This is a genomic window from Nocardioides sp. Z50_6 (assembly GCF_058215755.1).
The window spans coordinates 173,526-194,232 of record NZ_JBZAJB010000005.1 but is presented as its reverse complement, the minus strand read 5'-3'; the positions used below and the strand labels follow the sequence as shown (position 1 = coordinate 194,232).

General features: G+C 72.5%; 20 protein-coding genes. 2 read left to right on the top strand and 18 right to left on the bottom strand.

The window, feature by feature from the left end:
- Positions 1-14 precede the first annotated feature (14 nt).
- Positions 15-677, top strand: coding sequence for an SDR family oxidoreductase (locus tag AC4BGE_RS13670; protein WP_490572248.1), 663 nt, complete (start codon positions 15-17; stop codon positions 675-677).
- Here the strand turns inward: AC4BGE_RS13670 and AC4BGE_RS13665 are convergent.
- The 9 genes from AC4BGE_RS13665 to pafA all read right to left on the bottom strand — a co-directional run bounded on the left by AC4BGE_RS13665 (position 667) and on the right by pafA (position 10,343).
- Positions 667-3,462, bottom strand: coding sequence for a DEAD/DEAH box helicase (locus AC4BGE_RS13665; protein ID WP_490575636.1), 2,796 nt, complete (start codon positions 3,460-3,462; stop codon positions 667-669). The two genes, AC4BGE_RS13670 and AC4BGE_RS13665, sit on opposite strands and share 11 nt — an antisense overlap.
- The gene (locus AC4BGE_RS13660) at positions 3,459-4,385 is read right to left on the bottom strand and encodes a diacylglycerol kinase family protein (RefSeq protein WP_490575635.1); all 927 of its coding nucleotides are present in this window, start codon (positions 4,383-4,385) and stop codon (positions 3,459-3,461) included. Before AC4BGE_RS13660 ends, AC4BGE_RS13665 begins: the two co-directional genes overlap by 4 nt.
- Before the next feature lie 9 nt (positions 4,386-4,394).
- On the bottom strand, positions 4,395-4,820 hold the full coding sequence (locus AC4BGE_RS13655) for a hypothetical protein (RefSeq protein WP_490572251.1): 426 nt from the start codon (positions 4,818-4,820) through the stop codon (positions 4,395-4,397).
- Positions 4,821-4,832: 12 nt separating this feature from the next.
- Entirely contained in the window at positions 4,833-5,672 is an 840-nt protein-coding gene (tatC, locus tag AC4BGE_RS13650; RefSeq protein WP_490575634.1) for a twin-arginine translocase subunit TatC, read from the bottom strand.
- An 8-nt stretch (positions 5,673-5,680) separates the two neighbouring features.
- On the bottom strand, positions 5,681-5,932 hold the full coding sequence (gene tatA / locus AC4BGE_RS13645) for a twin-arginine translocase TatA/TatE family subunit (RefSeq protein ID WP_490575633.1): 252 nt from the start codon (positions 5,930-5,932) through the stop codon (positions 5,681-5,683).
- Positions 5,933-5,968: 36 nt separating this feature from the next.
- The gene (locus AC4BGE_RS13640; protein ID WP_490575632.1) at positions 5,969-6,961 is read right to left on the bottom strand and encodes a helix-turn-helix transcriptional regulator; all 993 of its coding nucleotides are present in this window, start codon (positions 6,959-6,961) and stop codon (positions 5,969-5,971) included.
- Positions 6,958-7,935, bottom strand: a complete 978-nt coding sequence (locus AC4BGE_RS13635; protein ID WP_490575631.1) for a helix-turn-helix transcriptional regulator — start codon at positions 7,933-7,935, stop codon at positions 6,958-6,960. The genes AC4BGE_RS13640 and AC4BGE_RS13635 overlap by 4 nt, the downstream gene beginning before the upstream one ends.
- Positions 7,936-7,965: 30 nt before the next feature.
- Positions 7,966-8,907, bottom strand: a complete 942-nt coding sequence (locus AC4BGE_RS13630; protein WP_490575630.1) for an FKBP-type peptidyl-prolyl cis-trans isomerase — start codon at positions 8,905-8,907, stop codon at positions 7,966-7,968.
- 74 nt (positions 8,908-8,981) lie between these two features.
- Positions 8,982-10,343 carry a Pup--protein ligase gene (gene pafA, locus AC4BGE_RS13625; protein WP_490572257.1) on the bottom strand — a complete coding sequence of 454 codons (1,362 nt, stop codon included), beginning with the start codon at positions 10,341-10,343 and terminating at the stop codon, positions 8,982-8,984.
- Positions 10,344-10,433: 90 nt separating this feature from the next.
- On the opposite strand from pafA, the gene AC4BGE_RS13620 reads away from it, so the two are divergent.
- The gene (locus AC4BGE_RS13620) at positions 10,434-11,426 is read left to right on the top strand and encodes a M28 family metallopeptidase (RefSeq protein ID WP_490575629.1); all 993 of its coding nucleotides are present in this window, start codon (positions 10,434-10,436) and stop codon (positions 11,424-11,426) included.
- On the opposite strand, the gene AC4BGE_RS13615 is transcribed toward AC4BGE_RS13620, so the two are convergent.
- The 9 genes from AC4BGE_RS13615 to AC4BGE_RS13575 form a co-directional block, all read right to left on the bottom strand.
- Positions 11,419-12,651, bottom strand: coding sequence for a CapA family protein (locus AC4BGE_RS13615; RefSeq protein WP_490575628.1), 1,233 nt, complete (start codon positions 12,649-12,651; stop codon positions 11,419-11,421). The genes AC4BGE_RS13620 and AC4BGE_RS13615 overlap by 8 nt on opposite strands.
- A 98-nt stretch (positions 12,652-12,749) precedes the next feature.
- On the bottom strand, positions 12,750-13,667 hold the full coding sequence (gene prcA / locus AC4BGE_RS13610) for a proteasome subunit alpha (RefSeq protein ID WP_490572260.1): 918 nt from the start codon (positions 13,665-13,667) through the stop codon (positions 12,750-12,752).
- A gap of 46 nt (positions 13,668-13,713) precedes the next feature.
- Positions 13,714-14,550, bottom strand: a complete 837-nt coding sequence (prcB, locus tag AC4BGE_RS13605; RefSeq protein ID WP_490572261.1) for a proteasome subunit beta — start codon at positions 14,548-14,550, stop codon at positions 13,714-13,716.
- Positions 14,550-14,747 (bottom strand): ubiquitin-like protein Pup, encoded by a 198-nt coding sequence (locus tag AC4BGE_RS13600; protein WP_490572262.1) that lies wholly within the window; start codon positions 14,745-14,747, stop codon positions 14,550-14,552. Before AC4BGE_RS13600 ends, prcB begins: the two co-directional genes overlap by 1 nt.
- Positions 14,748-14,787: 40 nt before the next feature.
- Positions 14,788-16,290 (bottom strand): depupylase/deamidase Dop, encoded by a 1,503-nt coding sequence (dop, locus tag AC4BGE_RS13595; protein WP_490572263.1) that lies wholly within the window; start codon positions 16,288-16,290, stop codon positions 14,788-14,790.
- Positions 16,291-16,306: 16 nt separating this feature from the next.
- Entirely contained in the window at positions 16,307-16,654 is a 348-nt protein-coding gene (locus AC4BGE_RS13590; RefSeq protein WP_490572264.1) for a hypothetical protein, read from the bottom strand.
- Complete coding sequence (arc, locus tag AC4BGE_RS13585; protein WP_490572265.1) at positions 16,651-18,396, bottom strand: proteasome ATPase; 1,746 nt, start codon at positions 18,394-18,396, stop codon at positions 16,651-16,653. Before arc ends, AC4BGE_RS13590 begins: the two co-directional genes overlap by 4 nt.
- Positions 18,397-18,520: 124 nt before the next feature.
- Entirely contained in the window at positions 18,521-19,507 is a 987-nt protein-coding gene (locus AC4BGE_RS13580; protein WP_490572266.1) for a tRNA (adenine-N1)-methyltransferase, read from the bottom strand.
- A gap of 10 nt (positions 19,508-19,517) precedes the next feature.
- Entirely contained in the window at positions 19,518-20,687 is a 1,170-nt protein-coding gene (locus tag AC4BGE_RS13575; protein WP_490575627.1) for a site-2 protease family protein, read from the bottom strand.
- Positions 20,688-20,707: the final 20 nt, after the last annotated feature.

Genomic DNA, 20,707 nt, shown 5'->3' with positions numbered 1-20,707 from the left:
CCTAGGGTGGGCGCATGACTCGTATCGCCGTCGTCGGGGGTCACGGAAACGTGGCCCGTCTGCTGCACCCGCTGCTCGTGGAGGCGGGTCACCAACCGGTCGCCCTGGTCCGCAAGGAGGAGTACCGCGCCGACCTGGAGGCCCTGGGGGCCGAGGTCCGGCTCCTGGACATCGAGTCCGCCTCCGGCTCGGACTTCGCGCGGGCGTTCGACGGCTGCCACGCGGTGGTCTTCGCCGCCGGCGGCGGCCCCGACGGCAACATCGAGCGGAAGCGGACCGTGGACCTCGAGGGCTCGCTCAAGTCGATCCAGGGAGCCCGCGAGGCGGGGATCACCCGCTTCGTCCAGGTCTCGGCCATCTCGGTCGACGACCCGGTCCCCGCCGACACCGCGCCGGTGTGGCGCGCCTACGTGGAGGCCAAGCGCGACGCCGACGCCGCCCTGCGCGAGAGCGACCTGGACTGGACCATCCTGCGACCGGGTGCGCTGGTGGACGACGCCGCGACCGGCCGGGTGCGGCTGGCCCCCGAGGTCGAGCCCGGCAGCGTGCCCCGCGGCGACGTCGCCGCGGTCATCGCCGCCGTCCTGGACACCGGCGCCGGGATCGGCGCCCAGTGGGAGCTGGTCGCCGGGGACACCCCGGTCGCCGAGGCCGTCGCCCAGGCGCCTACTCGGTGAGGGCCGAGTAGGCCACCACTCCCCTGCGCAGGCGGTCCACGGTCTGCCGGGCCACCTTGCGCAGGGGCGTGTCGGCCGCCGCGTCGGCCACCTGGCCGGCCAGGTCGAGCAGCTGCTTCATCCAGCGCACGAAGTCGCCCGCCGCCAGGTCGACGGCACCCAGGACCTCGTCCAGCTCGTCGCCCTCCGCCCAGCGGTAGGCGGCCCAGGCGAACCCCAGGTCGGGCTCGCGGAGGAAGTCGAGGCGGTGGTCCTTCTCCAGCGCGTCCAGCTGGGCCCAGAGCCGCACCATCTCGCCGATCACGTCACGCGCGCGCCCGGCCGGGAGCCTGGGCGGCGTCACGTCGTCGGCACGCCTGGTCTCGTAGACCAGCACGGAGAGCACGGCGGCCAGCTCCGAGGGGTCGAGCCCGTCCCACAGCCCCAGGCGCAGCGACTCGGCGGCCACGAGGTCCATGTCGGTGTAGATCCGCCGCAGCCTCCCGCCGCGCTCGGTCACGGTGTCGCCCTCGAGGTAGTCCAGGGCCACCAGCACCTCGCAGACCCGGTCGAAGACGCGGGCCACGGTGTTGGTGCGCTGCTCGACCCGGCGCCGCAGCGTGGCGGAGTCCCGGGAGAGCTTGAACCACCGCTCGGCCCAGCGGGCGTGGTCCTCGCGCTCCGGGCACTGGTGGCAGGGGTGCTCCTTGAGCCGGCGCCGCAGGTCGTCGATCCTGCGCTCCGCCGCGCTCTGCCCCGGCGCCTGCCCGCCGGCCGACCGGCGCCGCGGCGGGGGCGGGGTGAGGTCGTGGGTGCGGGAGCGCAGCGCACTGGCCAGGTCGCGCCGCATCTGCGGGTTGCGGCCGTTGAAGCTGCGGGGGACGCGGACCCGGGTGACCGGCTCGACGGGCGAGGGGAAGTCGATCGGAGAGAGCCGACGGGCCTGACGCTCCGCGGTGACCACGTAGGGCCGCGGCTCGTCGGGGTTGCCCAGCCCGGGGTCGACCACCACGGCGAAACCGGAGAACTTCCCGGCCGGCACCACGATGACGTCGCCCGGCTTGAGCTTCTGCAGCGAGACGAGCGCCTCGTCGCGCTGGCTCGACCGGCGCTCCCGGGCCGCCGCCTTCTCCTCGTCGGAGATCTGGCGGCGCAACGCGGCGTACTCCATGAAGTCGCCCAGGTGGCAGGTGGCCGACTCGGCGTAGCCGTCGAGCGCCTCCTCCGCCTTGTGCAGCTGGCGGGCCAGACCGACGACCGCGCGGTCGGCCTGGAACTGCGCGAACGACATCTCCAGCAGCTCCCGGGAGCGCTCACGGCCGAACTGGTGGACCAGGTTGACCGCCATGTTGTAGGAGGGCCGGAACGACGAGCGGAGCGGGTAGGTGCGGGTCGAGGCCAGGCCGGCCAGCTCGCGAGGATCGGTGCCGGGCTGCCACAGGACCACCGCGTGGCCCTCGACGTCGAGGCCGCGCCGGCCCGCGCGACCCGTCAGCTGGGTGTACTCCCCCGGCGTGATCTCGGCGTGGGTCTCGCCGTTCCACTTCGACAGCTTCTCGATGACCACGGTGCGGGCAGGCATGTTGATGCCGAGGGCCAGCGTCTCGGTGGCGAAGACCACCTTGCACAACCCGCGGGCGAAGAGCTCCTCCACGCACTGCTTGAAGGTGGGCAGCATGCCGGCGTGGTGTGACGCGACGCCGCGGGTGAGCCCCTCGAGGAACTCGTGGTAGCCGAGGACCTGGAGGTCCTCGTCGGGGAGGTGGCGGCAGCGCTCCTCGACGAAGGTGAAGATCTCGTCCCGCTCCTCGGGGGAGGTCAGCCGGACCCCCGCGGAGAGGCACTGGGTGACGGCGGCGTCGCAGCCGACGCGGCTGAAGATGAAGACGATGGCGGGCAGCATCCCGCGGCGCTCGAGCTGCTCGATCACGTCGACCCGGCTGGGGATCCACACCCGTCGGCCGTTGCCGACGTTGCGGGGTCCCTTGGCCGGGGCGCCGCGCCCACCCTTGCGCGAGGACCGGCGGTCGCGCATCAGCCGGCTGCTGGCCCAGTCGTCGCGGGCCACCTTGAGCAGCTCGTCGTTGACCGGCGCCCCCTCCTTGACGAAGCCGGCGCTGGCGTCGACGTCGGAGCTGGCGAAGAGGTCGAGGATGCGCCGGCCCACCATGACGTGCTGGAAGAGCGGGACCGGACGCCGTTCCTCGACGATCGTGGTCGTGTCGCCGCGCACGGTCGCCAGCCACTCGCCGAACTCCTCGGCGTTGGAGACGGTGGCCGAGAGCGAGACCACCGAGACCGACTCGGGCAGATGGATGATCACCTCCTCCCAGACCGCACCGCGGGAGCGGTCGGCGAGGTAGTGCACCTCGTCCATCACCACGAACCCCAGGCCGGCGAGGGTGTGCGACCCGGCGTAGAGCATGTTGCGCAGCACCTCGGTGGTCATCACGACCACCGGCGCCTCGCCGTTCAGGGTGTGGTCGCCGGTCAGCAGACCGACGTTCTCGGCCCCGTGACGCTCCACCAGGTCGTGGTACTTCTGGTTGGAGAGGGCCTTGATCGGCGTCGTGTAGAAGCACTTGCGTCCCCCCGCCAGGGCGAGGTGGACGGCGAACTCGCCGACCACCGTCTTGCCCGAGCCCGTGGGGGCCGCCACCAGGACTCCTCGGCCCTCCTCGATCTCCCGGCAGGCGCGCAGCTGGAAGTCGTCGAGCCCGAACGGGTAGCTGCCGGCAAACTCGGCGAGGACGGGGTGCTCACGCTGCTTGCGGTAGGCGGCGTACGCCTCGGACGGACTGGTCATGACCACACCTTCAGCGCCGCGGGGACGCACTCGATCGTCAGGGGCAGCGGGCCGAGGCGCTCACCGTCGGCGTAGGCGACGACGCCCGCCGCCGCGACGGTCACCTTGCGGACCCGGTGGTGCTCGTAGGGCGGATGGGCGCGGCGGGTGGAGCCGAGCAGGCGGGGCACGGTGCGGGCCAGGGCGGCGCGGCTCCTCGACCCGAGGATCACCACGTCGAGCAGCCCGTCGCTCAGGCGGTCGTGCTCCCCGTCCCGTCGACGGTCCGCCGTGCCGTCCTCCCACCCGGTCGGCCCGGTCCGCCGTGCGCCGGGCCAGGGACCGTTGGCCACCGTGACCAGCGTGGCGTCCAGCCGGCGTCCGACGCCGTCCAGGTCGAGCCGGTAGCCGACGGGACGGGTGGCGCCGAGGGCGGTCAGGGTGGCCAGCCCGTGCCGCGCCCGGCCGCCGCGCCCTCGCGGGGTCCGGGCCCGTTCCTCGACGCCCGCTCCGAAGCCGGCCTCCAGGACGGTCACGAAGTAGCGGCCGGCGGCCCTGCCCACGTCGACGGTGCGGACCCGGTTGGCCACGACCCGGTCGGCGGCCGCGTCGGGGTCGTGGCGGGGCAGGTCGAAGTAGCCGGCGACCTCGCCGCCGGCGGCCGGGACCAGCCCGATCGGGACGCCGGTCGCCGCGACCGCCTGGAGCCCGAGGTGGAAGATCTCGTCACCCCCGCAGACCACCAGCCCGTCCACCCCGTCGTCGACGGAGCTCCGGGCCAGGTCGAGCGTCTCGTCGGCGTCGCGGCCGACGAGGTCGCGGACCACCATGCCGCTGTCCCGCAGCCGGGCGACGGCCCGGGTGCGGTGGGAGCGGCCCCGCCCCCGGCCCCGGCAGGCGGCGGGGTCGGTGAGGAACGCGATCTCACGCAGGCTTCGGGTCACTCCACGACCCTAGCGACCGGGCGAACCGCGTCGCGGTGACTCGGCCCCGATGCGCAGGTGGGCGGCGAACCGCTCCGGCGAGCCGCCGACGGCACGGGCCAGCCTGGCGAGGGACTCCAGGACGAGGTCGGCGTCGAAGCGGGTGCCCGGCACCGCCAGGGTGAGCCGGCCGTCACGGTGGCCCAGCAGCACCTGGCCGTGCTGCCAGGCCTGGTGGGCGCGGGCCCTGGGCTGGTCCGCCACCACCGGCGCGGGGTAGGCCTCGTCGACGGCCAGCAGGTCGCAGCCGAGGGTGTCGTGCTCCGGGCTGGTGAGCTCTCCGTGGACGAGGTGGCCGGTACGCAGCCCTTCGTCGGGCGTCCAGGTGACCTCGCTGGTGCCCAGCCACTCGGGGAGGTCGAAGGGGTCGACGTCGACGATCTCGGGAGGATGCACGCGCCCACCCTCTCAGAGGGGGGAGGGCTCGTCGTCGGCCCAGGTCGGCTCCGCGGCCGTTCGCCGGGCCCGCACGCGGTCGATGGTGCGTGCCCCCACCTCGGCCAGCACGAAGAGCAGCAGCATCGGCAGGGCGAGGGCGAGCATGGAGAAGGGGTCGGTGGAGGGTGTGGCGACCGCCGCGAAGACGAAGGTCCCGACGATGATCCACGGCCGGAAGCGCCCCAGGGTCGCCCCGCTGACCACGCCGGCGAGGTTGAGCATGATGACGAAGAGCGGGATCTCGAAGGCGATGCCGAAGACCAGCAGCATCCGGGTCAGGAAGGAGAAGTAGGTGCCGAACTCGACCAGGCTCTGGAGCTGGTCGGGGGTGAAGCCGATCAGCACCTCCAGACCCTTGGGCAGCACGTAGTAGCCGGTGGCCACCCCCGCCAGGAAGAGCGGACCGGCGACCATGGCGAAGATCCGCGACCAGCGCCGCTCGTCGCGGTGCAGGCCGGGGAGGATGAAGCCCCAGATCTGGGCGAGCCAGTAGGGACTGGAGACCACGATCGCCGCGACCCCGCAGAGCTTCAGCTGGAGCAGCAGCGGGCCGGTGGCACCCTCCACGTAGGCGAGCGTCTCCACCTCCTCGTCGAGCTGGGTGCGCGCGCTGTTGTACGGGTCGAGGACGAGCCCGAGGAGCTCGTCGTAGAAGAAGAGCGCGACCACGAAGACCACGACCAGCACCAGCGCGGCCCGCAGCACCCTGGCCCTGAGCTCACGGAAGTGGTCGCTCAGGGGCATCCGGCCGTCCGGGCCCACCGGGTGCTGCGGGGTCCCTCGCAGCACCGCGAGGAGGCCTCCCAGCATCGTGCGGCTCAGAGGGTGTCGTCGCGACGCGGGTCGTCGCGTCGGGCGTTCAGCTGGCGGGCCTCGATCTCGCGCTGCTCGGGAGTCTTGTCGTCGTCGTCCATCAGGCCCTTGGTCTCGGCCTTGAAGATTCGCAGCGCGCGCCCGCTCCCCCGGGCCAGCTCGGGCAGCTTGGAGGCGCCGAAGAGGAGGACGATGACGGCCAGGATCAGGAGCAGCTCGGTCGGACCGAGACCGGCGATCTGCGCGTTCAGGTTCATGTCGTTCCTCGGGTGGGCGGGTGAGACGCTCCCATGCTACGCCGGGGGCCTGTCGTAGAGGGCGAGGGCCTTTCGGGCGGACGCCCGACAGGTCTCGGCCAGCTCGGCGGGAGCCAGCACCTCGGCGTGCGGGGCCAGCCGGAGCACCAGCCGCGTCAGCCACCGCTCGTCGCCGACCAGGAGATCGACCTCCAGCCGCCCGTCCTCGCGGTGCCGGACCGCCTCGACGGGGAAGTACTCCGGCACCCAGTGGGCCCCGGGGCCCAGCAGGAGCGTGACCCGCCGCCCGGCCCGGGCGTGGGCGAAGAGGGCGTCCGAGAGGTCAGTGCGCTCGTCGTCGTGGCGCGCCGCGGGCTCGTCGAGCACCTCCAGCGCGTGGATCCGGTCGAGGCGGAAGACGCGGAGTCCCTCCGCGGAGCGGCACCAGCCCTCCAGGTAGTCGAATCCCTCGGCCCGCCACAGGCGCACGGGGTCGACCACCCGCTCACCGGCCTCGTCCCGGGTGGGCACCCAGTAGGTCAGGCGCACCTGTCGCTGCTCGTCCAGGGCACGCTCCAGCGACGCCCGGATCTCTCCCACCCCCTGGTCGGTGGGGTCCAGCTCGACCTGCCGGTGGGCGCTGCCGTCGGCGGCGGCCTGCTCGAGCTTGGCCAGGGTCCGGTCGACGACCTCGCGGGTAGGGCCGGGCGAGCTGTCGCGCACCGCGCGCAGCGCGACGATGAGCGCGGTGGCCTCGGTGGGGGTGAGACGCAGCGGGCGGGAGAGGTAGTCGGCGTTGGAGACCCGGATCACCCCGTCGGCGCCCTCCCCCTCCAGCGCGTCGAGGTCGACGTCGATGAGGTCGTCGGGGTAGCCGCCGGGCAGCCCGCACATCAGGAGCACCTTGAGGTCGCGCACGACCTGCGCGGTCGTGGTGCCCAGGGCCTCGGCCGCGTCCTCGAGCCGGACCGAGCCGTGGGCGTGCAGGAAGGGCACCAGGGTGAGCAGGCGGGCGACCTGGTCGCGGGCCCCGCTGCCGGCCGACGTCATGAGGCACCCCCGCTCCGGGCGGGGCCCGCGAGCCGGTCGCGGACCTGCCGGCGCAGCGACTCGGGCGACTCCACGTAGGCGTTGGCGCCGTAGGGCAGGACCTCGTCGGCCACCGCGGCGGGGCTGCCGACCAGGCGCACCCGGTCCCACGGCGTCTCCCGGTCGGGCCCGGCCACGCCCTGCTCGATGCTCTCGGCCATCCGGCGCAGCCCGTGCCCCGTCCCGGTGCGCACCAGGACGGTGATCTCCTCGCTCTCGGGCGCCGGGACCAGGCGCGTGGTCACCGCGCGGATGTCGGTGCCCTCGGGCACGTCGTAGCCGCCAGGGGCCCCGGCCAGCCGGGCCGGCCCCACGATCCGCGAGAGCCGGAAGACCCGCTCCTCCCCGCGGTCGGTGTCGAAGCCGACGGCGTACCAGCGACCCGAGTAGCGCACCACGCCCCAGGGCTGGAGGTGCCGCGTGGTCGGCGCGCCCTCGCCCGGGCGCCGGTAGTCGAAGACCACCGCGCGCCGCTCCTGCGTCGCCTGCCAGAACGTGTCGAACGCCGGCTCGTCGGCGCCGATGTGCGGCTCCACGATGTCCAGGGCGGCCACGTCGACCGGCACGTTGGCGGCCGCCAGCTTGCGCAGCGCCTCCGTGGTGGCCTCCGCCAGCGTGGCGTGCTGCCAGACCTTGCCGGCGAGGCCCACCACCGCGGCCTCGTCGGCGTCCAGGCTGATCTCGGGCAGGGCCAGCTCGTCGGGACGGATCCGGTAGCCGACCTCGTCGTCGAAGTAGGCGTCCAGGGTGCCCACCTCGACCGGGACGCCGAGGCTGCGCAGCTCCTCCTTGTCGCGGTCGAACATCCGCTCGAAGGCGTCCTCGCCCTGGCCGGGGTAGAGGATCTCCCGGATCCGGGACTTGGGGACGAAGCGCTGCTGCACCAGCAGCATGATGAGCAGGTTGAGCAGCCGTTCGCTCTTCCGGTTGGTCACCGTCCGCCTCGCCCCCGTCAGGTCCCTGCGTCAGACCGCGGCGAGGATGTCGACCACGAAGTAGAGGGTGTCGGTCCCCTTGATGCCGGCGTCGGGGCGCCCCTTCTTGCCGTAGCCCAGGGCGGGCGGGATCGCGACGATGACGCGGGAGCCGACGGTCTCTCCGACCAGCGCCTGGTCCCAGCCCTTCACGACCTTGCCGACACCGATCTCGAAGGGCACCGGCTCGCCCTTGGAGTAGGACTCGTCGAAGGGCTTCTTGCCCTTGTAGACCTGACCGAGGTAGTTGGCGATGACCGTCTGGCCCTTCTTGACCACCGGGCCGTCCCCCTTGACGGTCTTGGTGACCCACAGCTTGTCGTTGGGGGCGGGCTTGCCGGCGAAGTCGAGGCCGGTGACCACACCGTCCTTCTCGACCAGCTCCGGGGCCCACTTGGCGGGAGCGCGCTCCTCGCCCTGCGGGCTGTCGAGCACCTTGGTGACGAGCTCGGTGACGAACAGGACGCCGTCCTGGTTGCCGATGCCGAGCTGGGCGTTGCCGGACTCGCCGTAGGCGTCCTCGGCGGAGGCCGCCACCGCGACCGTCGAGCCGATCTGCTGGCCGAGCAGGCTCGCGCGCAGACCGGGCAGGAGGGTGTCGTCGAGCGTGATCATCTGGGGCACGCCACCCTGCTGGTGGGAGTTGTAGGCCTCGACCTTGTCGAACCCGTTGCCGATCCAGATGTGGGCCGCGACCCGGTCGCCCTCCTCCGTCTTCTCGCCGTCGCCCTCGAGGAGCACCTCGGTCTCGACCTCGTCGGGTCCGAGCTGCTCCTTCCAGGTGACCTCGGGCGCCTTCCCCGACTCAGCCTTGATGGTCACCGCCTCCAGGCCGGCGCCCGACGAGGCGTCGTCGGAGTCGCCGCCGCCGCAGGCGGCGAGCGCGAAGAGGCTCAGAGCGAGGGTGGAGGCTGCCAGGACACGACGAGACACAGGGTTCTACTTTCGCGAAGGTGGTAGGAGCGCGGCCACCATATCCGGGCGACCTGAGAAACCGCCGAACCCACTCACATGCCGTCGATGAGTCGCTGGACCCGCTCGTCGTGGGCTCGGAAGGGATCCTTGCAGAGGACGGTCCGCTGGGCCTGGTCGTTGAGCTTGAGGTGGACCCAGTCGACGGTGAAGTCCCGGCGTCGCTCCTGCGCGGTCCGGATGAACTCCCCGCGCAGCCGGGCCCGCGTGCCCTGCGGCGGCACCGACTTGGCCTCGAAGATCTTCAGGTCGGTGGTGACCCGGGCGACCGCGCCCCGCTTCTCCAGCAGGTAGTAGAGCCCGCGACCGCGGTGGATGTCGTGGTAGGCGAGGTCGAGCTGGGCGATCCGCGCGTGGCCCAGGGGCAGGGAGTGCTTGTGCCGGTAGCGCTCGATCAGCTTCCACTTGATCACCCAGTCGAGCTCGCGGTCGACCAGGCCGAGGTCGTCGGACTCCACCGCCTTGAGGCCCCGCTCCCAGAGGTCGAGCGTCCGCTCGATGAGCGGGGTGGAGATGCCCCGGTGGTCCACGAACTCCCGGGCCTTGCCGAGGTACTCGGCCTGGATCTCCAGCGCGCTCGCCTCGCGGCCGTTGGCCAGCCGCACCTTGCGGCGGCCGGTCATGTCGTGGGAGATCTCCCGGATGGCCCGGATCGGGTTCTCCATGGTGAGGTCGCGCAGCACCACGCCCTCCTCGATCATCCGCAGCACCAGGTCGCAGGAGGCGACCTTGAGCATCGTGGTGGTCTCGCTCATGTTGGAGTCACCGACGATCACGTGCAGCCGGCGGTACTTCTCCGCGTCTGCGTGCGGCTCGTCGCGGGTGTTGATGATCGGCCGGCTGCGGGTGGTCGCGCTGGAGACGCCCTCCCAGATGTGCTCGGCGCGCTGCGAGACCGAGTAGGACGCCCCGCGGGGCGTCTGGCTGACCTTTCCGGCACCGACCAGGATCTGCCTGGTGACCAGGAAGGGGATCAGCACCTCGGCGAGCCGGCTGAACTCCCCCGCCCGTCCCACCAGGTAGTTCTCGTGGCAGCCGTAGGAGTTGCCGGCCGAGTCGGTGTTGTTCTTGAAGAGGTAGATGTCGCCGGAGATGCCCTCGTCGTGCAGTCGCTGCTCGGCGTCGAGCAGCAGCCCCTCCAGGATCCGTTCACCCGCCTTGTCGTGGGTGACCAGCTCGGTGACATCGTCGCACTCGGGCGTCGCGTACTCCGGGTGGCTGCCGACGTCGAGATAGAGACGGGAGCCGTTGCGCAGGAAGACGTTGCTGCTGCGCCCCCACGAGACCACCTTGCGGAAGAGGTAGCGCGCCACCTCGTCGGGGCTGAGGCGGCGCTGACCCTTGAACGTGCACGTGACTCCGTACTCGTTCTCGATCCCGAAGATCCGACGGTCCATGAATCCACCCTAGGGGCAGGCACCAGACCTTGCCCGGAACCCGGACCGCAATCGTTCTCCGCACAGCGTCCGAGGGTGCGACCATGGGGCGTGCGCGCAGCCGCCCTCCGCCTGGTCCCGCTCGTCCTGGCGAGCCTGCTCTCGGCCTGCCAGGACTCCGGCACGCGCGTGCAGGACCCCCCTACCACCGAGGCACCGGTCCGGAGCGCGACGCCCGCCGCGACGCCGTCCGAGCAGCCGACCACCCAGCCGGCGCCCCCGTCCCGGCTGGTGCGGCCAGGGGACCAGGACCCTCGGACTGCGGTGGGCGTCGTGCGGCACCTGGCGGGACGGATCGGACCGCGTCCCGCCACCGGAACTGCCTTCGCGCAGGCGGGCCGCTGGGTGGCCGGCGAGCTCGAGGAGGCCGGGTGGCAGACCAGGACGACACGGTTCGCCGTGCCGTCAGGAGACTCCTGGGGCGTGCCCGTCCCGGCCGGTCGCTCGGCCAACGTGGTGGCCACCATGCCGGGCTTCGACCCCGGCGAGCCCCACCTGCTGGTGGGCGCCCACCTCGACACGGTGCCCGTCGCGCCAGGCGCCGAGGACAACGCCTCGGGCGTGGGGGTGCTCGTCGCGGTGGCGCGGGCGCTCTCCGCGACCCGCAGCCGGCTCCCGGTCGTGCTGGTCGCCTTCGGTGCCGAGGAGCCGCGCGGTCCAGGCGACGACGACCACCACTACGGGTCGCGGCACTACGTCCGCACCATGCCGGCCCTCCAGCGCCGAGCCCTGCGCGGCATGGTGTCGCTGGACCGGGTCGGTGTGGGCCTCCGCGTCCCCGTCTGCAGCGCCGGCGCCCCCGACCGTCTCCGCGCCCAGGTCCTGGCAGCGGCGGCGCGCGCAGGAGCGCCCGTGACACCGTGCCGGGACAACAGGGCCAGCGACCACTGGTCGTTCGTCCGGGCGGGCCTGCCCGGGGTACGCCTGGGGAGCACCCCGTACGCCGGCTACCACAGCGCCGCCGACACACCCGGGGTGGTGGACCGCGCGCAGCTGCTGCGCACGGGGCGCGTCGTCCTGGCCTGGCTCGGCCGGCTCAGCTGAGGGCGAAGGGGCCGGTGCTGGACCGCCACACGTCGCCCAGGATCTCCGCGGCCTCCGACGGCTCCGCCGGCCGGGGGGCGAAGCCCTCGCCCATCCGGTAGGGAAGCAGCTCGACGCCCTTGAGGTCCTCGCCCCAGAAGACCGCCTCCAGCAGCACGCCCTGCTGGGTCTGGATCATGAAGTCCATGTCGAAGACGAAGTTGCCCAGGGAGTGGGCGAGCAGGCGCCCCTGGTGCCACTCGAGTCCCTGCACCCAGTGCGGGTGACCGCCCACCACCAGGTCCGCGCCGGCCGCGACAAGCTCGCGGCCGACCTGGCGCTGCACCGGCTCGGCTCGATGGGTGTACTGGGTACCCCAGTGCGGGAGCACCACGACGACGTCGACGCGGCGGTCCAGCGCCCGGACACCGGCCAGCACGCGGTCGAGATCGGCGCGCACCAACGGTCCGGTGCGCGGTGGCATCCGTACCGAGTGGGCTCCGGGGGCCTTCCCGGTGGCTGCCGGGGTCTCCCCGATCGCGTTGAAGCCGAGGAGCCCGAAGCGCACCCCGCCGCGCTCCAGGATGGCGGGGGCCGCGGCTCGCAGCAGGTTCCGGCCCGCACCGAAGGGGACCACCGAGGAGTCCCGCAGCCGAGAGACGGTCTCCAGGAGTGCGTCAGGGCCGTAGTCACCGGTGTGGTTGTTGGCGAGCGAGACGGCATCGACCCCGGCTGCCTCGAGGATCCCCAGCACGGACGGCTCGGCACCGAAGGAGTCGCTGCCCTGGGTCGGTGCGCCGGCCCGGGACAGGGTGCCCTCGAGGTTCGCCACCGTCAGGTCCGCCCGCGCCAGGCGGGAGGAGAGCGGGGCCAGGGCGGCCGCCGGGTCGGTGACCCCGCGGGTGAGCATCACGTCCCCCGCCACCGTCAGGCTGACCGGGCGCCCCGGCGGCTCGGGCGCGGCCACCTGGAACGGGTACTCCCCTGGGTCGCGGAGCGGGTCGACCCCGGCGACCACCGCGGTGCGCACCCGTGCGTCGACCACCCGCGCCGGCACCACCCCGAGCGCCCCTGGGTCGCCCAGGACCCGCCGAAGCTCGGCCCTGGGCGGCGAGGTGTCGCGGGCCATGACCAGGCGCCGAGCCCGGCCCAGCCCGAGGCGCGGTCGCGGACGGGTGGCATGCCCGATCACCACCAACGGCTCGCGGTGCTCGGGCTCGGTCGAGGACCGGGGCTGAGGCGCCACGGCGCGTGGTGGCGCGTCACCGGGACCGGATGGATCGGAGCAGGCGGGGAGGGCAAGAAGGCAGGCCAGGGCGACTGCAGCCGCCCCTCCCGCGCCTCTCACGCCAGAGGGTCCAGGGGGTCTACCGGCGGCCGCGGCCCCGGCTCGTCCTCCTGGGGACGCACCGGGGAGGATGCCGGGTCCTGCGGCGCGGTCGGTGGGGACGCCGGGGGTGTGACCGGAGGTGCGATCGGCGGCGCGACCGGCGGTGTCGCCGGAGCGGAGGCGGGCTGCTCGGCCTCCGTCGGGGTCTCCTCCTGCTGGGGACCAGAGGTCGCCCCCCGCCCTCCCAGCACCACGTTCAGCCGCTCGCCGCGGACACGGTGGAACTTGCGCACCTGGGTGCGGCTCCGGTCGAGCACCGCGACCTCGAGGTCGCTCACCGGGATCACGCGGTCGGCCGACTCGGAGTGCCCCAGGGCTGCCACCGCGAGACGGATCGCCTCGTCCAGGTCCAGGCCCGGGCGGTAGTGCTCCTTGAGGTGGGCCGCGACCACGTCGGCGGCGCCGCCCATCACGGCGAAGCCGTGCTCGTCGGCCACCTGCCCGTCGTAGGTGAGGCGGTAGATCTGGTCGTCGTCGGCGGAGTCGCCGATCTCGGCGACGAAGAGCTCCACCTCGTAGGGCTTCTCCCCGCCGCTGCTGAAGATGGTGCCGAGCGTCTGCGCGTAGGCGTTGGCCAGCCCGCGGCAGGTGACGTCGCGGCGGTCGTAGGAGTAGCCGCGGACGTCGGCCAGGCGCACCCCGGCGATCCTCAGGTTCTCGAACTCGTTGTAGCGGCCCACCGCCGCGAAGGCGATGCGGTCGTAGATCTCCGAGACCTTGTGCAGCGCCTGGGAGGGGTTCTCGGAGACGAAGAGGACGCCGTCGGCGTACTGGACGACGACCACCGAGCGACCACGCGCGATCCCCTTCCGGGCGAAGTCGGCCCGGTCCTTCATCTGCTGCTCCGGAGAGACGTAGAAAGGCATGCTCATCGGGTCGGGTCCTCCTGGACGGCAGGGGCGGCTGGGGCGGGTCGCATCACGTGAGCGAGGCGGCGGGGCCGTCGGGTCGCAGCATCCGGCCGGCCAGGATGCGGTCGGCGATCTCGGCGACCTCGTCGTCGGCGAGGCGGCGCCCGCCCTCGGCGGTGATCACGTGGACGACCGGGAAGATGCGGCGGGCCAGGTCGGGGCCGCCGGTGGCGGAGTCGTCGTCGGCGGCGTCGTAGAGCGCCTGGACGACCGCGGTGACGCACCCCTCGGCGTCGAGGTCTTCGCGGTAGAGCTTCTTCAGCGACCCGCGGGCGAAGAGGGAGCCGGAGCCGACGGCGTGGAAGGCCGTCTCCTCGTAGCGCCCGCCGGTGACGTCGTAGGAGAAGATGCGTCCCTGTCCGGCGGACAGGTCGAAGCCGGCGAAGAGCGGCACCACCGCCAGCCCCTGCATCGCCAGGCCGAGGTTGGAGCGGATCAGCGCGGCGAGCCGGTTGGCCTTGCCGTCCATGGAGAGGGTGGTGCCCTCGATCTTCTCGTAGTGCTCGAGCTCGGTCTGGAACAGGCGCACCATCTCGACCGCGAGACCGGCCGTGCCGGCGATCCCGACGCAGGAGAACTCGTCGGCCGGGAACACCTTCTCGATGTCGCGCTGGGCGATGATGTTGCCCATGGTGGCCCGGCGGTCGCCGGCCATCATCACGCCGCCGGGGAAGGTGGCCGCGACGATGGTGGTGCCGTGCGGGGCGAGGTGGGCGGCGTCGATCGGCGGCAGGGCGCGCCGCGACGGCAGCAGCTCGGGGGCCTGGTCGGCGAGGAAGTCGGCGAAGGACGACGAGCCTGGCTGCAGGTAGGCCGCGCGCAGGCGCGGCGTGGCGTCGGTCATCACTGACCGCCCTTCTGGATGAAGGACTTCACGAAGTCCTCGGCGTTGGTCTCCAGGACGTCGTCGATCTCGTCGAGGATGGCGTCGACGTCGTCGTCGAGGGCGTCCTTGCGCTCGGCCACCTCGTCGGCCGCGACCTCGTCTCCGAGCTCCTCCTCCTGGGAGGACTTCCGGGGCTGCTTCTGCTCCTGGGACATGTCTGCGACCTTATCGGTAGGGCCCGTGCTGACGGGCGGCTTAAGTGGTCAGGGCGGTGAAGAGCTGGTCGGCGGTCTCGCACCGGTCGAGCAGCGCCCCCACATGGGCGCGGGTGCCCCGCAGGGGGTCGATGGTGGGGATGCGCTGCAGGGACTCCCGGCCGGGGATGTCGAAGATGACCGAGTCCCAGGACGCGGCGGCCACGTCGGCGGGGTACTTCTCCAGGCACCTGCCGCGGAAGTAGGCGCGGGTGTCGGTGGGGGGCTCGTGCATCGCGGCCTCGACGCTCCGGTCGTCGAGGAGGCGCTCGATCCGCCCGGCCCGGACGAGCCGCTGGTAGAGCCCCTTGTCGGGCCGGAGGTCGGAGTACTGGAGGTCGATCAGCTGCAGCTTGGCGTCGTCCCAGTCGAGCCCGTCGCGGTCGCGGTACTGGGTGAGCAGCTTGAGCTTGGCCACCCAGTCGAGCTCGGCGGCGCACAGGAAGGGGTCGCGCTCGAGCCGGTCGAGCACCGACTCCCAGCGCGCCAGCACGTCGGCGGTCTGCGGGTCGGTCTCGCCGGTGCTCTCGACGTACTTGCGGGCCAGCTCCAGGTACTCCCACTGGAGCTGTACGGCGGTCAGGCGCCGGCCGTCGCCCAGGGTGAGGAGGTGGGTCAGCGAGGGGTCGTGGGAGACCGCCCGCAGTGAGGCGACGGACTTGTCCACCGACAGGTCGGAGGTGATGAAGCGGTCCTCGATCATCGCCAGGACCAGCGAGGTGGTGCCGACCTTGAGGTAGGTCGAGATCTCGGCCAGGTTGGCGTCCCCGAGGATGACGTGCAGCCGCCGGTACTTCTCCGGGTCGGCGTGGGGCTCGTCGCGGGTGTTGACGAGCGGCCGCTTGAGCGTGGTCTCGAGGCCCACCTCCACCTCGAAGAAGTCGGCCCGCTGACTCACCTGGAAGCCGTGGTCGCGCCCGTCGGCGCCCAGGCCGACCCGGCCGGCGCCGCAGACGACCTGACGGCTGACGAAGAACGGGATCAGGTGACGCACGATGTCCTGGAACGGGGTGGACCGGCGCATCAGGTAGTTCTCGTGGGCGCCGTAGGAGGCACCCTTGTTGTCGGTGTTGTTCTTGTACAGCAGGATCTGGGGCGACCCCGGGAGCTGGCGCGCCAGCTTCGCCGCGTCGAGCATGACCAGCTCGCCGGCCTTGTCCCAGCGGACGACGTCGAGCGGGGTGGTCACCTCGGGAGTCGAGTACTCCGGGTGCGCGTGGTCGACGTAGAGCCGGGCGCCGTTGGTCAGGATCACGTTGGCCAGGCCGAGGTCCTCGTCGGTGAGCTGGCTGACGTCGGCGACCTGGCGCGACATGTCGTAGCCGCGGGCGTCACGCAGCGGGGACTCCTCCTCGAAGTCCCAGCGGGCACGCCGCGCCTTCAGGGTCGCGGTGGCGTAGGCGTTGACCACCTGGGAGGAGGCCACCATCGGGTTGGCCTGCGGGGAGCCGGCCACCGAGATGCCGTACTCGACCTCGGTCCCCATGACGCGTCGCACACTCATGTGCCCACCGTACGTCTCAGTGACGACTCTGCCAGGCGTGAGCCAGGTTGACCGCCACGATCGCGGTCAATGCCATCAGCAGCGCCAGGGTCTGCTCCTGGATGCCCAGGACGATGGCCAGCGGGATGAAGGAGACGAGCGAGATGATCGCCAGGCCGAGCTGACGCGGACCGGCGTTGGCGATCCTGCGCTCGACCCGGTCACGCCGGTCGGACTCCACCTCCCAGCGCTGCCGGACCACCTGCTCGATCCGGTCGGCGAAGCCCTCGACCAGCTCGGGCTCCAGGGCCGGACCCAGGTCCTGGCGGACCCGCAGGACAGCCTCGCTCTCGGACCGCTCGACCTGCTCGCTCGGCCCCGTCACAGGTACTGCCCGGTGTTGGAGACGGTGTCGATCGAGCGGCCGGGCTCGGTGCCCTGCTTGCCGGTGACCAGCGTCCTGATGAAGACGATCCGCTCCCCCTTCTTGCCGGAGATGCGGGCCCAGTCGTCGGGGTTGGTGGTGTTGGGCAGGTCCTCGTTCTCCTTGAACTCGTCGACGCACGCCTGGAGCAGGTGCTGCACCCGCAGGCCGCGCTGGTCGAGGTCGAGGAGGTCCTTGATCGCCATCTTCTTGGCCCGGTCGACGATGTTCTGGATCATCGCCCCGGAGTTGAAGTCCTTGAAGTAGAGGACCTCCTTGTCGCCGTTGGCGTAGGTGACCTCCAGGAAGCGGTTCTCCTCGGACTCGGTGTACATGCGCTCCACCGTGGCCCGGATCATCGCCTGGACGCAGGCCTCCCGGTCGCCCCCGAACTCGGCGAGGTCGTGGGCGTGCAGCGGCAGGTCGGCGGTGAGGTACTTGGAGAAGATGTCGCGCGCCGACTCGGCGTCGGGACGCTCGATCTTGATCTTCACGTCCAGGCGCCCGGGCCGCAGGATCGCCGGGTCGATCATGTCCTCGCGGTTCGAGGCGCCGATGACCAGCACGTTCTCCAGCGTCTCCACACCGTCGATCTCGCTGAGGAGCTGGGGGACGATGGTGTTCTCCACGTCGGAGGAGACCCCGGAGCCCCGGGTCCGGAAGAGGGAGTCCATCTCGTCGAAGAAGACGATGACCGGCGTGCCCATGCTCGCCTTCTCCCGGGCCCGCTGGAAGACCAGGCGGATGTGCCGCTCGGTCTCGCCGACGTACTTGTTGAGCAGCTCGGGGCCCTTGATGTTGAGGAAGTAGGACTTCCCCTCGGCCCCGGTCCGCGCCGCGACCTTCTTGGCCAGGGAGTTGGCGACCGCCTTGGCGATCAGCGTCTTGCCGCAGCCGGGCGGGCCGTAGAGCAGCACGCCCTTCGGGGGCTTGAGCTTGTGCTCCAGGAAGAGGTCCGGGTGCAGGTAGGGGAGCTCGACCGCGTCCCTGATGGCGTCGATCTGGCTCACCAGCCCGCCGATCGACTCGTAGGCGATGTCGGGCACCTCCTCGAGGACCAGCTCCTCGACCTCCGACTTCGGCACCTTCTCGTAGGCGTAGCCGGAGCGGGTGTCGAGCAGCAGGGAGTCACCGGCGCGCAGGTGGATCTCCAGCAGGGGCTGGGCGAGCCGCACCACCCGCTCCTCGTCGGCGTTGCCGATCACCAGGGCCCGCGCGCCGTCCTGGAGGAGCTCCTTGAGCATCACCACCTCGCCGACCTGCTCGAAGCCGTGCGCGTCGACCACGTTGAGCGCCTCGTTGAGCATGACCTCCTGCCCGCGGACCAGCTCGTCGACCTCCACCGAGGGGCTGACGTTGACCCGGAGCTTGCGGCCGCCGGTGAAGACGTCGACGGAGCCGTCGTCGTTCTTGGTCAGGAAGGTCCCGAAGCCCGCCGGCGGCTGGGCGAGGCGGTCGACCTCCTCCTTGAGCTTCATGATCTGGTCGCGCGCCTCCCGCAGGGTGTGCGCCAGCCGCTCGTTCTGGCTGGTCACCGCGGCGAGGGACCGCTCGGTCTCGGCCAGTCGGAGCTCGAGGCCGCGGCCCTGACCCGGAGTCTCGGCCAGCCTGCGGCGGAGCTCGGCGATCTCCTGCTCGAGTGCCCGTGCGTGCCTGACCTGCTCGTCGGGGCTCTGCCCCGGTGCACCTTCCGAGAACGACATGGCGTCACCTCCTGTTCAGTGACACTACCCATGCCCCCACGCATCCGGCGTCCATATCCAGATGTGTCGGGGCGTGGGGCAGGCGGGCGGGCCCGCCACCACGACGGTGCCGGACCGGCCGGGCTCAGCCCTCGGCACTCTCCTCGGCCGGCTGGGGGGGCAGGTCGGCGGGACGGGGCCCGGTGTAGTCGACGCCGTAGGCGCCGGGTGCGGGGCGCCGCTTCTTCTTGGGCGGCCGCTCCCCCGGCGCCATCCGACGGGCGGTGACCAGGAAGGCGGTGTGGCCGATCATCTTGTGGTCGGGCCGCACGGCGAGCCCCTCGACGTGCCAGTCGCGGACCAGCGACTCCCAGGCGTGGGGCTCGGTGAACTCCCCGTGCGCCCGCAGCGTCTCCACCACCTTGGAGAGCTGGGTGGTCGTGGCGACGTAGGCGCAGACGATCCCGCCCGGCACCAGCGCGCCCGCGACGGCGTCGATGCACTCCCAGGGCGCCAGCATGTCCAAGATGACGCGGTCGACCCGCTGCTCCGGCGCGGCCGTGGCGCCCGGCAGCTCCTCGGCGAGGTCACCCAGGCGCAGGTCCCAGGCAGGGTGAGGGCCGCCGAAGAACTGCTCCACGTTGCGCCTGGCCACCTCCGCGAACTCCTCGCGGCGCTCCCAGCTGATCACCTGTCCGTGCGGTCCCACCGCGCGCAGCAGCGAGCAGGTCAGCGCGCCGGAGCCGGCGCCCGCCTCCACCACCCGCGCACCCGGGAAGATGTCGGCGGAGGAGACGATCTGGGCCGCGTCCTTCGGGTAGACCACGGCGGCACCGCGGGGCATCGAGACCACGAACTCCGAGAGCAGCGGGCGGAAGACCAGGTACTCGCCGCCGGCCGAGGAGGCGAGGGTGAAGCCCTCCTCCCGGCCGATCAGGTCGTCGTGCTCGAGATGGCCGCGGTTGGAGAAGAACCGCTTGCCCGGGACCAGCTCGAAGTTGTGCCGCCGCCCCTTCTGGTCCAGCAGCCTGACCCACTCCCCAGCCCGCAGCGGGCCTCGGTGCACGCCCGAGAACGCCTCCTGCGGGACGTCCGGGGTGCTGGCGGTGCCTGGTGCCTGGTTCTGCGACATGGCCGGAACCCTAGTGCGCCACCTCGCGGAAGGCGCGATCGACGTCGGCGGCACTGAGCACGCCCTGGACGGCACCGTCCGGGGTTACCAGGAGGTACTCGGGGAACGGGTGGCGCGAGATGGCGGCGACCAGCTGCTCGCCGGCGATCTCGACCGGAAGCGTCATCCCCTGCTCGAGGGTGTGGGTGAGGCTGGAGACCGGCATCCACGGACGCCGCTCGGGCGGGGTGGCCAGCAACGCGGCCTCGCTCACGATCCCCAGGGGCCGCCCGTCGGGGGCGACGGCCACGAGGGCGCCGGCCCGCGCGTCCTGGGCCATCCGCACCGCCTCCCCCACCGGCAGCTCGGGGGCGACCTTGAGCGCGCGGCGGGCCAGGGGACGGGCGGCCAGGGCGGGGAGGCGTCGGCGCAGCCGGGCCTGCATCAGGGAGGCGGTGGCCCCGGCCCACAGGAACCCGCCCAGCAGCAGGACGAGGAGGTAGTCCAGGAGCCTGGGCGCGACCCCCAGCAGCTCGGACTGGACGAGCGGCCAGGAGAGGACGAGCACCGCGACGACCCGTCCGCCCCAGCCCGCCGCCACGGTGCCGCGGTGCACGCTCCCGCTGACCCCCCAGACCAGCGACTTCAGGACGCGACCGCCGTCCAGCGGGAGCCCTGGCACGAGGTTGAGCACGCCGAGGAGCAGGTTGGCGCCGGCCAGCCCCTCCACGGCCACCCGCAGCAGCCCCTCGGGGGTGACGAACCACAGCCCGACACCCGCGGCGCCGACGGCGAGCGAGGTCAACGGACCCACCACCGCGATCCAGAACTCGGCCCGGGGGGTGCGGGCCTCCCGGTCGACCGCGGTCATCCCGCCGAGGAAGTGCAGGGTGATCGAGCTGACGGGATAGCCCAGACGGCGGGCCATCAGGGCGTGCGAGGCCTCGTGCAGCAGGATGGAGAGGTAGAAGACCACGGCGAACGCCGCCCCCGCCACATACTTCCAGGGGCCCAGCCCCGGCTCGACCTGCTCCACCCGCGGCGCCACCATCACCGCGATCAGGGCCGCCACCACGAACCAGGACGTGCTGACGAGCACCTCTGCCCCGGCGACGGTCCCGATCCGCACCGTGCCGCGGGCTCGGGGTCGGGGGCGGGCCCGGGGCTCTTCGTCGGGGCGGTCGGCGGAGGGGTCGTGCACGTCCCGACCCTAGCCGAGGG